Annotated in this window: 12 protein-coding genes; all 12 read left to right on the top strand. The window is 46.9% G+C overall.

Annotation, left to right across the window (positions count from 1 at the left end; genetic code table 11):
• Positions 1-14 precede the first annotated feature (14 nt).
• The 12 genes from IJ369_RS10610 to IJ369_RS10555 all read left to right on the top strand — a co-directional run bounded on the left by IJ369_RS10610 (position 15) and on the right by IJ369_RS10555 (position 14453).
• Positions 15-866, top strand: a complete 852-nt coding sequence (locus IJ369_RS10610) for an endonuclease/exonuclease/phosphatase family protein (RefSeq protein WP_290718866.1) — start codon at positions 15-17, stop codon at positions 864-866.
• 2 nt (positions 867-868) lie between these two features.
• On the top strand, positions 869-2383 hold the full coding sequence (malQ, locus tag IJ369_RS10605) for a 4-alpha-glucanotransferase (RefSeq protein WP_290718865.1): 1515 nt from the start codon (positions 869-871) through the stop codon (positions 2381-2383).
• Between the two features lie 29 nt (positions 2384-2412).
• A complete protein-coding gene (locus tag IJ369_RS10600; protein ID WP_290718863.1) occupies positions 2413-2673 on the top strand; it encodes an HPr family phosphocarrier protein in 261 nt (86 codons plus the stop codon).
• 27 nt (positions 2674-2700) lie between these two features.
• A complete protein-coding gene (gene ptsP / locus IJ369_RS10595; RefSeq protein ID WP_290718861.1) occupies positions 2701-4356 on the top strand; it encodes a phosphoenolpyruvate--protein phosphotransferase in 1656 nt (551 codons plus the stop codon).
• A gap of 24 nt (positions 4357-4380) precedes the next feature.
• Positions 4381-5331: an ROK family glucokinase gene (locus tag IJ369_RS10590; protein ID WP_290718859.1), complete on the top strand. Its 951-nt coding sequence runs from the start codon at positions 4381-4383 to the stop codon at positions 5329-5331.
• Between the two features lie 493 nt (positions 5332-5824).
• Positions 5825-7270 (top strand): sugar ABC transporter ATP-binding protein, encoded by a 1446-nt coding sequence (locus tag IJ369_RS10585; protein WP_330613006.1) that lies wholly within the window; start codon positions 5825-5827, stop codon positions 7268-7270.
• A 19-nt stretch (positions 7271-7289) separates the two neighbouring features.
• A complete protein-coding gene (locus IJ369_RS10580; RefSeq protein WP_330613005.1) occupies positions 7290-8297 on the top strand; it encodes an ABC transporter permease in 1008 nt (335 codons plus the stop codon).
• Positions 8298-8397: 100 nt separating this feature from the next.
• Positions 8398-9372 (top strand): sugar ABC transporter substrate-binding protein, encoded by a 975-nt coding sequence (locus IJ369_RS10575; RefSeq protein ID WP_290718855.1) that lies wholly within the window; start codon positions 8398-8400, stop codon positions 9370-9372.
• Positions 9373-9594: 222 nt separating this feature from the next.
• On the top strand, positions 9595-10629 hold the full coding sequence (locus IJ369_RS10570) for an NAD(P)-dependent alcohol dehydrogenase (RefSeq protein WP_290718853.1): 1035 nt from the start codon (positions 9595-9597) through the stop codon (positions 10627-10629).
• Positions 10630-10658: 29 nt separating this feature from the next.
• The gene (gene xylB, locus IJ369_RS10565; RefSeq protein WP_290718851.1) at positions 10659-12185 is read left to right on the top strand and encodes a xylulokinase; all 1527 of its coding nucleotides are present in this window, start codon (positions 10659-10661) and stop codon (positions 12183-12185) included.
• 166 nt (positions 12186-12351) lie between these two features.
• The gene (locus IJ369_RS10560) at positions 12352-13350 is read left to right on the top strand and encodes a L,D-transpeptidase (protein ID WP_290718849.1); all 999 of its coding nucleotides are present in this window, start codon (positions 12352-12354) and stop codon (positions 13348-13350) included.
• A 74-nt stretch (positions 13351-13424) separates the two neighbouring features.
• Positions 13425-14453, top strand: coding sequence for a copper amine oxidase N-terminal domain-containing protein (locus IJ369_RS10555; RefSeq protein ID WP_290718847.1), 1029 nt, complete (start codon positions 13425-13427; stop codon positions 14451-14453).
• Positions 14454-15012 lie beyond the last annotated feature (559 nt).

Here is a 15012-nt window from a genome sequence, read left to right as displayed (position 1 = left end):
GAAGGAGGATTTTTATGAAACTGCTGACACTGAATACCCATTCCCTGCAGGAAGAAAATTATGAAAAAAAGCTGGATTGGTTCATTGAGGGCATTTTGGAAGAACGACCTGACATCATCGCCTTGCAGGAGGTGAATCAGACAGCTGATGCAGAACTGGCGGGAGCGGAACTGCTGGAGGGACAGGTTCCCATCCCCGGCAGCAAGCCTGTCCGTCAGGACAACCATGCGGCGCAGGTAGTTTACCGCCTGCGTCAGGCAGGCATCGACTGCAGCTGGGCGTGGCTGCCCATCAAGTTGGGCTACGGGAAGTATGACGAAGGCGTTGCCATCTTAAGCCTTGGCAAGAAGATCAGCGCAGCAGAAGCCTTTCCCATCAGCAAGGCCAATGATTACCACAACTGGCGCACCCGCGCTGTGCTGGGCGTACAGGTGGAAGGCATGGATGACTGGTTTTACACCATCCATATGGGCTGGTGGGATGATGCAGAAGAGCCCTTCCTGGAACAATGGGAAAGACTTACCCAGCGCATTTCGCATAAGCGCAAACAGGCTGCTGTCTGGCTGATGGGCGATTTCAATGCACCTGATATCGTTCCCGGCCAGAGCTACGAGCATATCCTGCACTGCGGCTGGGTAGATACCTATCAGGTTGCAGCTGAAAAAGATTTTGGCATCACCGTTCCCGATGTCATCGACGGTTGGCGGGATAAGCTGAACGATATCAAGAGAACAGGAATGCGTCTGGATTATATCTGGTGCAGCCGAAATGTATGTGTTCGTTCTTTCCGTGTTATCTTCAATGGAAGCAACAGACCTGTCGTGTCCGACCATTTTGGTGTACTGATCAATACAAAGGAGAAATGAGTATGAAGAGAGAAGCAGGCATTTTGATGCCTATTACAAGCCTGCCGGGCAAATACGGCATCGGCTGTTTTTCAAAGGAAGCATATAAGTTTATCGACTGGCTGAAGGAGGCGGGGCAGACCTATTGGCAGATCCTGCCCATCCATCCCACCAGCTATGGGGATTCTCCCTATCAGTCTTTTTCAACTTTTGCAGGCAACCCTTATTTCATCGATCTGGAAGCCCTGATCGAAGAAGGCGTGCTGACGAAAAAAGAATGTGATAAGATGGACTTTGGGAAGGATGCTACAGATATTGATTATGAAGCATTGTATCACAGCCGCTACAAACTGCTGAAAAAAGCTTACGACCGCAGCAATATCAGCGAAAACCCTGATTATCAGAGATTTGTGGCGGAAAACAACTGGTGGCTTTCCGATTATGCCCTGTTTATGGCTTTGAAAAATTTCTTTGATGGGCAGTGTTGGTACGAATGGCCCGAAGATATTCGCCTGCGCTATGGCTATTCCATGGATTATTACCGCAGAGAACTGTATTTCGAGATCGAATTCCAGATGTATCTGCAGTTCAAATTCTTCCAGCAGTACTGGCAGCTGAAACATTATGCACAGCAGCAGAATATCAAGATCATTGGTGATATCCCTATCTATGTTGCCATGGATTCCGCTGACACATGGGCACATCCTGAACTGTTCCAGTTGGATGAAAATAACGTTCCTCTGGCGGTGGCAGGCTGCCCTCCTGATGGTTTTTCCGCAACAGGCCAGCTTTGGGGCAATCCCCTTTATCGCTGGGAATATCACAGAGAGACAGGCTATCAATGGTGGATGAGCCGTCTGTGGTATGTGTTCCAGCTTTACGATGTAACACGCATCGACCATTTCCGCGGCTTTGACGAATATTATTCCATCCCCTACGGCGCAGATTCTGCCATTGATGGCCACTGGGAAAAAGGCCCCGGCATCGATCTGTTCCGTTGTGCAGAACAGAATCTGGGCTGGCATGAGGTCATTGCGGAGGATCTGGGTTATGTAACGGATTCTGTGCGTCAGCTGGTGCGCGACAGTGGCTTCCCCGGCATGAAGGTACTGGAATTTGCCTTCGACTCTCGCGATTCCGGCTCCGCCAACGACTATCTGCCCCATAACTATACAGAAAACAGCGTGGTCTACACAGGCACCCATGACAACGAAACACTGGCCGGCTGGTTCAAATCTATTACAAAAGAAGAACAGATGCTTGCAAGAAAGTATCTCTGCGATGAACGTACCCCGCTGAAATTACTGCATAAATCCTTTATCGCGCTGGCCATGCGCAGCGCAGCCAGAACCTGTATCATTCCCATGCAGGACTATCTGGGCCTTGGCAATGAATGCCGCATCAATACGCCCTCTACCATCGGCATCAACTGGCGCTGGAGGGTCGCAGCGGAGCAGCTGACGGCAGAATTGCAGCAGGAAATTTTAGAAGGAACCGTGCGCTATGGACGCATGAACTGGAACAATTATAAAGGTTGATTTTGAAAAAATATTAGGAGGAAATTACTATGAAACAGTTTACTTACACAATCACAGATCCCCTGGGGATCCATGCACGTCCCGCAGGTATCCTGGCAAAGACTGCCAAAACTTTTGCCGATACAACCGTAATGATCGCTAAGGAAGGCAAATCCGTAAAAGCAACACAGCTGATGAAGCTGATGGGTCTGGGGGTAAAAGAAGGCGATGTGATCACCGTGACAGCAGAAGGTCCTTCCGAAGATGCGGCCATCGAAGCCATGGAAGACACCATTAAAGAAAATCTGTAAGCAACAGTAACAGAGGGGGATAACGGTATGATTATGATGCAGGGAAAGGGCGTCTCCAAGGGCGTCATCAAAGGCCCTTTGTATTTCTTCTGTCGCCAGGATGCTGCTGTAAAGCAGTGGCATGTGGAAGATTTGCAGGCAGAGAAAGAACGCCTGGTACAGGCCCAGGAAAAAACCATCGCTCAGCTGGAAACACTGGCGGAAAAATGCAGGGAAGAGGCCGGCGATGAAGCAGCTGTTCTTTTTGAGACGCACGCCATGTTTGTTGAGGATGAAGATTATGTAGAAAGCATTTATTCCTGTATGGAAGAGGAACAGTGTAATGCCGAATATGCTGTGCAGGAAGCGGGCGAACAGTTCGCTGCTATGTTTGCCGCCATGGATGATGCCTATATGCAGGCTCGCGCGGCAGATATCCGTGATGTTTCCAAGCGTATCCTTAATAATCTGATGGGCATTGTGGAAGGCGGCATCGATTCCGATGTGCCTGTTATTCTGGCGGCGGATGACCTGGCTCCTTCCGAAACCATCCAGCTGGATAAGAGCAAGATCCTTGGCTTTGTGACGCAAGGCGGTTCCAGCAACAGCCATACAGCTATCCTTGCCCGCACCATGGGCATCCCTGCCATTTGCGGCTTGGGGGAAGAATTAAAAGAAGAATATGCAGGCAGAATCGCCTGTGTAGACGGCGAAGTAGGCTGTGTTTATATCGACCCCGATGAACTGACACTGGCACAGTTCAATGAAAAATATGCGAAGCAGCAGGAAATGAAAGAACTGCTGCTGACCATGAGAGGCCAGGAGGACATTACGTTGGACGGCAAAAAAGTCAATGTTTACTGCAATATTGGTTCTCCCGAGGATGTATCGGCCGTCCTTGCCAACGATGGGCAGGGTATCGGCCTGTTCCGCAGCGAATTCCTCTATCTGGCGGCTTCCGATTACCCTACGGAAGAGGAACAGTTCCAGGCATACAAGACTGTTGCTGCTGCCATGAATGGCAAGCGCGTCATCATCCGTACTCTGGATATCGGCGCAGATAAACAGGTGGGCTACTTTAACATGAATAAGGAAGAAAACCCTGCTCTGGGCGTACGTGCCATCCGCATCTGCCTGAATCGCCCCGAGGTATTTAAGCCTCAGTTAAGAGCCCTGTATCGTGCATCTGCCTACGGCAAGGTTGCCATCATGTTCCCTATGATCACTTCCGTCTGGGAGGTAAAGGAATGTAAACGGGCCTGCCAGAAGGTCATGGCGGAACTGGAAAAGGAAGGCATTCCCTTCAACAAAGACACAGAGATCGGTATCATGCTGGAAACGCCTGCGTCCATCTTTGTAGCGGAAGAACTGGCAAGAGAAGTGGATTTCTTCTCCGTCGGTACCAACGACCTGACCCAGTACACTCTGGCCTGTGACCGACAGGCGAACGATCTGGGCAAATTCTACGATCCACACCATCCTGCAGTGCTGCGTGCCCTGAAAATGGCTGCAGATGCAGCCCATAACGCCGGCATTTGGATTGGTATCTGCGGCGAACTGGGGGCGGATCTGAGCATGCTGCCTACGTTCCTTGCCATGGGTATGGATGAATTGTCCGTTTCTCCCAACGCTGTGCTGCCTCTGCGGGCAGCCATCCGCAGCTCCATTGCAAAAACCTGCACATTAGACGCATTGGAATGTTAAAAAATAAAAGAGAAGGTAATAGATATGAAATATGGATTTGGCGTAGATATCGGCGGAACCACTATCAAGATCGCTTTTTTTGGGCAGGAAGGCACGATGCTTGAAAAATGGGAAATCGCCACAAATACCGGGAATGGCGGCCGAACCATTCTTTCGGATATCGCATCTTCCATCAGATCGTTTCTGAAAAACAAAAATATCTGTGATAATCAGATCATTGGCATTGGGGTCGGTGTTCCCGGCCCGGTCAGTGATGAGGGGATCGTGAATAAATGTGTGAATCTGGGCTGGGGAGTTACGGATTTGCATGCAGAACTTTCTGCACTTACGGGTTTTCGTATTAAAGGCGGCAACGATGCCAATGTGGCTGCCCTGGGGGAATGCTGGAAAGGCAGCGGCCGAGGCTGCCAGAATATGGTGCTGGCAACATTGGGGACCGGCATCGGTGGTGGCATTGTAGTGAAAGGGAAGATCGTCAATGGTTCCCATGGAGCCGGTGGGGAGATCGGCCATATGATTTTGGATCCCGGCGAGACGGAACCCTGCAACTGCGGCAATTATGGCTGTGCGGAGCAATATTGTTCTGCTACAGGCGTGGTACGGGTCGCCAAACGCTATTTGCGGGATTATACAGACGAAAGCGGTCTGCGTGATCTGGAAACCATAGAATGTAAAGATGTTTTTGCAGCTGCGGAAAAGGGAGACCTGGCTGCTCTGGCGATCCTGGAACGGGTATACAGATATCTGGGACTTTTCCTCGCCAATGTGTGCTGCGTGACAGATCCGGAAGTGATCATTCTGGGGGGCGGTGTCAGCAAAGCCGGCGAACCGCTGATCAAAGGAGCAACAAGGTATTTCCGAAAATATGCTTTCCATGCATGCAGCTCTACGGAGATCCTGACGGCAGCATTGGGGAATGATGCGGGGGTCTATGGCGCATTTAAGCTCGCTTTGGATGAATTTGGTATAGAATAAAATGAAGGATGTGTTTTTTCACATTCACGCGAAAGCGCATATCAACTGAGGTTGATATGTGCTTTTTTTTGTAAAAAAAGACAGCATGTGCCGGAAAAAATTGTCACATAAAAGAAGAAAACTCTATTTTTATTATAGAGAAAGTGTTCCTAATAACTCGTTGATATGGCGGAAATTTTTATTCAAATTGAATATAATGTTTCGCTGAGAGTATTGACATTTTGGCATATTTGAGTATATACTTAATTAAAATAGGTAAAAATTCTAAATGTTATATAAAAATTTTGCCGAAAATAAGCGTGATGTAGAAAACGTTGAAATGCAGCCCCTGCAAAACGTGACCTGCAGCAGCTTATTTTATTTATAAGTAGCATCATCAAAAAGTACTAACGGGCTTTGATAAGCTCTGTATTACGGAAGGGAGGAACCTATGGGGGACGATATCAAACTTCGGGTTTCAAAAATTGAAAAATCTTTTCCGGGTGTAAAGGCGTTGGATCAAATTGACTTTACAGTTCGAAAAGGGACTGTGCATGCGCTTTGCGGCGAAAATGGCGCAGGCAAGTCTACACTGATGAAAATCATCAACGGGATCTATAAACCCGATGCCGGCGAAATTTTTATCGATGAAAAGCCGGTAAAAATCAAAGATCCTATTGTAGCAAGATCTCTGGGTATCGCTATGATCGCTCAGGAACTGAACTACATCCCCGAAATGTCTGTAGAAGAAAATATTTTTCTGGGGCGTCTGCCTGTAGATGGCATGGGCAGAGTAAAATGGAAAGAAGTGCGTGAAAAAACAGAAAAACTGCTGCACGATGAACACCTTCCCTATAAACCTACAGATAAACTGAAAACACTGACAACATCTGATATCCAGATGCTGGAGATCATGAAGGCGATCTCCAATGATGCGTCCATCATCGTAATGGACGAGCCCACTTCCTCTATCACACAGAAGGAAGTTGAACTGCTGTTCAAAAAGATCGAGATCCTGAAAGCAAAAGGCTGTGCTATCGTTTATATTTCCCATAAGATGGATGAAGTATTCCGTATTGCCGATGACATCACAGTATTCCGTGACGGTACTGTTGTAAAGAGCATGAGAGCGAAAGATACTGATATCGACGAAGTCATCGCGCTGATGGTAGGCCGCCGTATGGAAAATGTATACCCGAAAGAAGAAATTGAAATCGGTGAACCTCTGCTGGAAGTAAAAGATCTGAAGAGCGGCCAGTTGTTCGAAGACGTTACGTTCCATGTCGGCAAAGGTGAAATCGTTGGTTTTGCCGGTCTGGTAGGCGCAGGCCGTACAGAAGTGATGCGCTGTCTGTTTGGCCTGGATCCCATCGATGGCGGTACGGTAAAGGTACACGGCAAGGAACTGACGATCAAGAAGGTATCCGATGCGACAAAGGCCGGTATGGTAATGTTGTCTGAAGACCGCAGACGCTATGGCATCATTCCCATGAGAAGCGTTCGTGAAAATGCCAGCTTGTCTGCTCTGGAAAAATTCTTCTATGGCGGTCATGCCCATAGAAAAGAAGAAGAACAGGTCGTAGGCGAATATTTCAAGAAAATGAGCGTAAAAACACCCACGCTGGAAACACCTATCCAGTCTCTGTCCGGCGGTAACCAGCAGAAGGTATTGCTGGCAAAATGGATGATGAGAGATCCTGAAGTGCTGATTCTGGATGAACCCACCAGAGGTATCGACGTAGGTGCAAAATTTGAAATTTACAAACTGATGACTGAAGTGGCACAGGCAGGTAAAGCAGTAGTAATGGTTTCCTCTGAGCTGCCCGAATTGATCGGTATGTGTGACAGAATCTATGTTATGAACCAGGGACATATCGCTGGCGAACTGAAGAGAGACGAATTCTCTCAGGAAGCGATCATGGTTTATGCAACTGGTACACATAGCATTATTCAGGAATAATTAAAGGAGGAGATCAAACGTGAAAAATAAAAGTCTGGGACAGGTAATGTCCAAGTATTCTATCTTTTTTGTACTGTTGGTTCTGATTCTGATTTCCATGATGATGAACGACAACTTCTTAAGTACAAGAAATATCACAAATATCGCAACACAGCTGGCAGTTGCAACGATTCTGGCTTATGGTGAAATGGTACTGATCGTATCCGGTCTGCTGGACCTGTCCTCTGGTGCGGTTCTGGCGCTGGCCGGTGTATTGTCTGTCAGCCTGTATAAAGCAACGGGTTCCATGGCAATAGCTTTTGCAGTAGCCATCGGTGTTGCAGTAGCTTTCAATATGATCAATGCATTCTTTGTAGCAAACTGTAATCTGCCTGCCTTCATCGTAACACTGGCGACGCAGATGGCTGCCAGAGGTGCGGCGCTGCTGTATACATCCGGCCAGAACATCGTTCAGATCGGCGATTACGCAGTTGTAGGTCAGGGCAAGATCGGCGGCGTTATTCCCATCCCTGTCATCTTTATGATCGTTGCAACGATCATCATCGCATATATCATGAACCATACCAAACTGGGCCGTTCCTTCTATGCCATCGGCGGTAACGAAGAAGCATCCATCGCTTCCGGTATCAACGTTGTAAGAAGCAAATATCTGGCATTCCTGATCAATGGTATCCTGGTTGGTATTGCAGGCGTACTGTTCATGGCTCGTGTAAATGCCGGCCTGCCCAACGGTGCAGTCAGCTACGAAATGGAAGGTCTGACAGCTACTATCGTCGGCGGTACAAGCTTCTCCGGCGGTGTTGGTACAACACTGGGTACTCTGGTAGGTTCCTTCATCATCGGCTGCTTGAACAATATCATGAACCTGCAGGGCGTAGACTCCTATGTACAGCAGATCGTTAAAGGTATCATCATTGTAGCAGCGGTACTGTATGATATTAAATTCAAAAACAAAAAAGCACCTAAAGTGATCCTGCAGAAAAAGGATGAAGAAAAGAAAGATGAAGCGCCTGCAGCAAAGGCATAAGTTTTTCGTAACATGAAAAAGGCTTTTATTTGAGCTTTCAAATTCAAATAGAGCAAAAAAATTCTCACAAAATTTTTAAACAAGAAAGGGAGAGAGTAACATGAAAAAGTATTTAGCAGCATTTATGGCACTGGCTATGGCAGCAACAGCTCTGACAGGCTGTGGCGGTGGTTCCGAACCCGCAGCTGACGATGCAGCAGAAGGCTACAAAGTAGCGTTTATCGCTAGAGCACAGTCTGACTCCTTCGCAGCATGGCTGGCAAACGAAATGATCGCAGCAGCAGAAGAATACGATGACATCACATTGGATGTATTCGATGGCCAGGCTGACGATGCAAAAGAAAACGCAGCAATCGAAAATGCGATCGCTAACGGCTATGATGCAATCATCGTTCAGCCCAACAACGGTGAAGCTCAGAGACCTTACGTAGAACAGATCGTAGCAAACGGTATCGTTGCTATCACAACAAACTCCAGAATCGAAGACATTGAAGGTGCATCCTCCGTCGATGCTGACCCTTACAAACAGGCTCAGGTTAACGCTGAACTGGCTCTGGAACAGGTTCCCGAAAACGGCAGAGTAGTAGTTATCAATGGTCCTTCCGGTAACTTCCACGCTGACGAAAGACGTGTTGCATGGCAGGAAGTATTCTTCGATGCAAGACCTGACGTAACAATCCTGGCTGAAGACTTCGCTAACTGGAACAAAGACGAAGCTATGGCTCTGATGGAAGACTGGACAGTAGCTTACGGCGACATCGATGCAGTTATCTCCACAAACGATAACATGGCTGCTGGTGCTCTGGAAGTAGTAAAAGGCAATGATATGTACGCTGACCTGCTGGTATACGGCGTTGATGGTACAGCTGAAGCTTGCCTGCTGATCGAAGAAGGCCTGATGACAGCAACATGCCTGCAGTCCGCTATTGACCTGGCTGCTCTGAACCTGGATACAGTACATAAACTGCTGACAGGCGAAGAAACACAGATCGACACAGATATCGCTGAAGTACTGATCACAAAAGAAAATGCTTCCGAATATGTTGAAATGTACAGAGAAAGAGGTCAGATCTAATTACGAAACTCGTAATGACAGATTGATATAATCTCGAATTTTCAGAGGTACCATCTTCGGTTTGGTCGGAGGTGGTACCTCCTTTTTTGTAAAGAAAATCTTTCCCTTGAGGGATTGTAAATATTGCATAATTCCCTCGATACTGTTATGATTAAAAATGAGGATTTGCATAAGCAAATTTAAAAGAATGTATTTCTATTAAGCGAAAGCGAGGAGATAAACATGAAAAATAGACAGGCATATATGGTAGGACTGAACAAAATGGAAATCCGCGAAGCGCCCGTTCCCGAACCTAAGGAAGGCGAAGTTCTGGTTAAAGTTGAATACGTTGGCATCTGTGGTTCTGACGTTCATTATTTCAAAGACGGCAGATGTGGTGACTTCGTGGTTGATGGCGAACTGATGCTGGGTCATGAAGCTGGCGGCGTAGTTGTAAAACAGGGCGAAGGCGTAACAGATCTGGCTGTAGGCGATAAAGTAGCACTGGAACCCGGTATCACATGTGGTCAGTGTGAATTCTGTAAATCCGGCAGATACAACCTGTGTCCTGATGTTGTTTTCCTGGCTACACCTCCCGTACAGGGCTGTAACGAAGATTATATTGCATTCCCTGCAAATATGTGCTTCAAACTGCCTGAAGGCATGACAACAAAAGAAGGCGCTCTGATCGAACCCTTCGCAGTTGGTCTGCACGCTGCACATCAGGGCAAGGTTGGCATGGGCGATCAGTGTATCATTCTGGGCTCCGGCTGCATCGGTCTGATGACTCTGCTGGCTTGTAAAGCATGCGGCGCTACAGATATCACAGTGGTAGATATGGCGCAGAAACGTCTGGATTTCGCTATGGAACTGGGCGCAACACGTGTCATCAACGCAAAAGAACAGGATGTTCTGAAAGTAGTAGAAGAACTGACAGGCGGTATGGGTATTGAAAAAGTATTCGAAACAGCAGGTTCTCCTGTTACGATCGCGCAGACACCTTATCTGGTTAAAAATGGCGGTACCATTACTCTGGTAGGTCTGTCCGCAAATCCTGAAATCACATTCAACTTCGGTCAGATCATGGCGAAAGAAGCTAGAATCGAATCTGTATTCCGTTACAGAAACCTGTACAAAAAAGCCATCGCAGCAGCTGCAAATGGCCTGGATATTGGCAGAATCGCAACCCATGAATTCGATTTCGAAAACATTCAGGAAGCATATGAAACTGCAATCCACGATAAAGAAAACGTTGTAAAAGCAGTCATCAAACTGTAATTCGATTTACACAGAATGGCGGTGTAGCTATGGAATATTTACTGGGTATTGACATTGGCACTTCCGGCACAAAGACAGTTCTTTTCGACCGTGATGCCAATCCAATCACAGCAAAAACATTTGAATATCCCCTGTATCAGGAACAGAACGGCTGGGCAGAACAGGAACCCAATGATTGGTGGGAAGCAACTGTAGCCGGTGTTAAAGGTGTTCTGGAAGCATCCGGTGTAGACCCTGCAGATATCAAGGGTATCGGTCTTTCCGGTCAGATGCACGGTCTGGTTATGCTGGATGAGGCAGGTGAAGTCCTGCGTCGTTCCATCATCTGGTGTGACCAGAGAACAGGCGAAGAAGTAGACGATATGAACCGCATGATCGGCGCGGATAAGATCATCCAGATCACAGCAAACCCCGCGGTAACAGGCTTTACAGCAGCGAAGATCCTGTGGGTGAAAAAACACGAACCCGAACTGTATGCAAAATGCGCCCATATCCTGCTGCCTAAGGACTATATCCGTTATAAACTGACAGGCGAATATGCCACAGAAGTTTCCGATGCCTCCGGTATGCAGTTGATGGACGTTGCAAAACGCACATGGTCTGATGAAATCCTGGAAGGTCTGGGTATCGATAAAAACCTGCTGGGTAAAATGTATGAATCCCAGGATGTGACAGGTGCTGTTCATGCAGAAGCATCTGCACTGACAGGTCTGGCAGAAGGTACCATCGTTGTCGGTGGTGCTGGCGATAACCCTGCGGCGGCAATCGGTACTGGTATCGTTTCTCAGGGCAAAGCCTTTACGACCATTGGTACATCTGCAGTAGTATACGCAGTTTCCGACCAGATGGCGCTGGATCCTAAGGGCAGAGTACATACTCTTTGTGCATCCGTTCCCGGCAAATGGACGGTAATGAGCTGTACACAGGCGGCTGGCCTGTCTCTGCAGTGGCTGAGAAATAACGTTTGCACAGAAGAAATGGCAGAAGCAACAGAAAAAGGCGTTGACCCCTATGAAATTATGACAGCAGAAGCAGCACAGGTTCCTATCGGCTCCGAAAAACTGCTGTATCTGCCTTATCTGATGGGGGAACGTTCTCCTCATCCCGACCCCGATTGTCGTGGTGTGTTCTTCGGCCTGTCTGCAATGCATCAGAGACCTCACCTGATCCGTTCCGTAATGGAAGGCATCTCCTTCTCCCAGTGGGAATGTGTAGAAGTATTCCGTGAAATGGGCGTACCCATCGAAGACATGATGATCTGCGGCGGCGGCGGCAGAAGCCCCTTCTGGAGACAGATGCTGGCAGATATGTATGGCTGTCCTGTAAGTACAGTACAGTCTGATCAGGGCGGCGCACTGGGCGCTGCGATCCTGGCTGGCGTAGGCGCAGGCATCTATTCTGATCTGGAATCTGCTTGTAATGAACTGGTGCGTAAAAAAGATGTTTCCCAGCCTGATATGGCGGCGAACGGCGAATATGCGAAGTTCTTTACACTGTATAAGGAGCTGTATCATACATTGTTCAGCAGTTTCAAGGATTTGAAGAACATTCAGTAAAGTGATTTAAGAGACCTCGTTAGGGGTCTCTTTTTTTGTTCAAAAAAAGTTCAGAAAATCTTAAGAAAACATCCCTTGTATCTGGCAGATTTCTTTCTTATAATACACCATGAGAAGAAAGACGAAGTTTGACACAAAAGAGAATTTTGTATAAGGGGAAATGAAAATGAAGAAAAAACTCATGGGGATTCTGATTTTCTGCCTGCTGCTGTGTGCCTTTGGTACAGCTGCTTTTGCAGCAGAAAAAGAAGAGCTTCCTTATTATGTAACAGTAAATCTGACAGATAACATCGTGACTGTTTATGAACAGGACGAAACAGGGGAATACAATGTCCCGATCAAAGCGTTCCTTTGCAGTGTTGGTGAGGATACGCCGGAAGGCACTTTCCAGACGATGGTGAAGTACGATTGGAGATATTTGTTTGGTGACGTATGGGGCCAGTATGCCACACGCATCACAGGGCACTATCTGTTCCATTCTGTGCCTTATTTTGAAAAGGATAAAAGTACATTGGAATATGAAGAATATAACAAATTAGGGACAACTGCCTCCGCAGGCTGTATCCGTATTACAGTGAAGGATGCAAAATGGATCTATGATAATTGTCCCATCGGCACAACGGTGAAAATGTACCGCGGGGAGGTGGAAGAACCTCTGCAGCCTGCTGCTGTGCAGAAGCTCAACACGGGTGACGAAAACCGCCGCGGCTGGGACCCTACAGACCCAGATTCTGCAAATCCCTGGAGAAAGGGCGAACTGCGTGAAATGATGGTACAGCCCTCCTTCCTGGAATGCATCGTGAAAGCTTACCATGAAAATAATACGTATTATCTGACAGCGGAAGATGCAAAGCAGGTGTTCTCCAAACTGGGCGTGTCTGTAAGTCTGCCGGAAGAAGCGAAACAGGTCGTTGAGGATGAAATGACCGTTTCTTATGAAGGGGCAGAATACCAGCTGACCTGCCGCGTGAAGGATGGGGCAGTGTATTACAAAATGAGAGATGTGGCGACGATGGTCGGTGCAGAAATGACCTGGGATAAGGAGACAAAGGAAATTGGTATCAGCTGCGGAGAGAAAGAAATCACGGTCAGCCGTGCGCCTTTGGTCAAGGATGCCGTATCCCTGCCAATGAAAATTGCATCTTATTTCCTTGAGAAAAGCTGATTTTATGCGGAAAGATTGCATTTTGTACTACTTTATGGTATGCTTTCTGAGTTGAAACAGAAAGAGGGAGAAACATGACATTTAAAAAAGTTTCGATCATTACGATCGCGGGGGCGGCCCTGCTGGCAGGTGCCATTGGCATCGCCATGAGTCTGACAAGCCCCAATGAAATGGAAATAGAGGTTCCTGAAGCTCCCGTGGAGCAGGGAACGGAAATAACGGAAGAAGGTATCAAGACCCTGGAAAACATGGAAAACATGCCCATTTATTTTGATGACCAGGATAAGTTGCTGTTGCCTTTGCGCAACGTGATGGAAGGTTTGGGCGGTTCTGTAAAATGGAACGGGGAAACAAGAGCTGTAGAGGTTTCCTATCGCGGCAGAACGCTGGCGGTACAGCCGGGGGAAAAGGAAGCCACATTGAATGGCTATGAAGTGACATTGCCTGAGGCAGTGGAAATGATCAACGGTTGCTTGTATGCTGATGAAAAGGTCATCTCCGCATACTATACAGGGGAAGTGGATTTCAACCATGAAACCAGACAGGTGACCCTGCAGACGAAGGATAACACAGTACCTGTACTGGCGATGAAAGAAATTTCCGGTAAAAAAGAGGGCAAATCTTATACGATAGAAGTACCGGTCATCGTTGGTCTGAATGATGGTAAATATGAAGCCAGCCTGAATGATAAAAATATGCAGGAAATGCAGGCTTATGCCGATGATTTCATGACGGCAGAAGCAAAAGAAGATGGCGATGGTCTGCTGCAGCTGAGAGTAAAAACCGGTATGTATACGAAGGATTTCCTTTCCATCTGGTGGGAAGGGACAAAAGACGGCGTTTCTGTGAAGTTTGCGAAAAACTTCGACCTGATGGGACAGAAGACAGTGACACTGGCGGATATGCTGACAGAAGCCTCTTTGGAGGAAATGAAGGCGGTTGCCGGAGAAGGCTGGACAGAGGATAGATTCTGTCTGACTTCCGAAGGTGGTCTGGTGCTGCTGAAGGGCAGCAACGAAAGCAGCCTGGAAATGCATCACTGGACAACAGAGGGCAAACAACCCGTCTGGAAGGACAGCTATAAGGCGCTGCTCCATAAATAAAACGGAAGAATCATATGAAAAGAGAGCGAGAAGGAAACGGATTCGCTCTCTTCTTTTTTTGTTTGAAAGGAGATGAACGAAGCGAAAAAGAAATGACCAAATTTGTGAAATCAGACATCTGATTTTGTTGGTTTGCCACTTCTTTTGTATGATTTTGTCAGAAAAAGGGCTACATTTTTCTGGTTTGTTTGGATATAGATACACTGTATACACTTTAGTTGTCTTTTTGTTAACGAACTATTTTGCGGAAAGAATTTTTAAGTACAAATTTTTGTACAAAATTTAATCTTGTCGGACAACGAAAAGAAGAGAAAACTGCAAAAGAAATGAAAAATGCATAAAAATATTTATTAAAACACGAAATATGGGGAAAAAAGTAACAAAAGGTATCTTGTTATAAACATAACGGGTGTTTTTTCATTTTGCTGTTGAAAAGGATTTGAATTGATTGTATAATAATCAAGTAATAATTCCCGTTTTGCGGCCAAATGAGAATAAAGGTCTTGTCAGACAAAGAGTTTGATAAACTTTTTCCCTTTGCCGGAAAAAGGGTATGCCG

This window comes from Anaerotignum sp. (assembly GCF_017483025.1).
In the GTDB taxonomy this organism is placed as follows: domain Bacteria; phylum Bacillota; class Clostridia; order Lachnospirales; family Anaerotignaceae; genus Anaerotignum_A.
Note: the sequence above shows the minus strand (reverse complement) of the source record. Positions and strands in the feature narration are given on the sequence as shown.

Excerpts from the sequence above, each read along its gene's own strand:
- IJ369_RS10610 (WP_290718866.1), top strand. The coding sequence starts at position 15 with ATGAAACTGCTGACACTGAATACCCATTCCCTGCAGGAAGAAAATTAT.
- malQ (WP_290718865.1), top strand. The coding sequence starts at position 869 with ATGAAGAGAGAAGCAGGCATTTTGATGCCTATTACAAGCCTGCCGGGC.
- IJ369_RS10600 (WP_290718863.1), top strand. The coding sequence starts at position 2,413 with ATGAAACAGTTTACTTACACAATCACAGATCCCCTGGGGATCCATGCA.
- ptsP (WP_290718861.1), top strand. The coding sequence starts at position 2,701 with ATGATTATGATGCAGGGAAAGGGCGTCTCCAAGGGCGTCATCAAAGGC.
- IJ369_RS10590 (WP_290718859.1), top strand. The coding sequence starts at position 4,381 with ATGAAATATGGATTTGGCGTAGATATCGGCGGAACCACTATCAAGATC.
- IJ369_RS10575 (WP_290718855.1), top strand. The coding sequence starts at position 8,398 with ATGAAAAAGTATTTAGCAGCATTTATGGCACTGGCTATGGCAGCAACA.
- IJ369_RS10570 (WP_290718853.1), top strand. The coding sequence starts at position 9,595 with ATGAAAAATAGACAGGCATATATGGTAGGACTGAACAAAATGGAAATC.
- xylB (WP_290718851.1), top strand. The coding sequence starts at position 10,659 with ATGGAATATTTACTGGGTATTGACATTGGCACTTCCGGCACAAAGACA.
- IJ369_RS10560 (WP_290718849.1), top strand. The coding sequence starts at position 12,352 with ATGAAGAAAAAACTCATGGGGATTCTGATTTTCTGCCTGCTGCTGTGT.
- IJ369_RS10555 (WP_290718847.1), top strand. The coding sequence starts at position 13,425 with ATGACATTTAAAAAAGTTTCGATCATTACGATCGCGGGGGCGGCCCTG.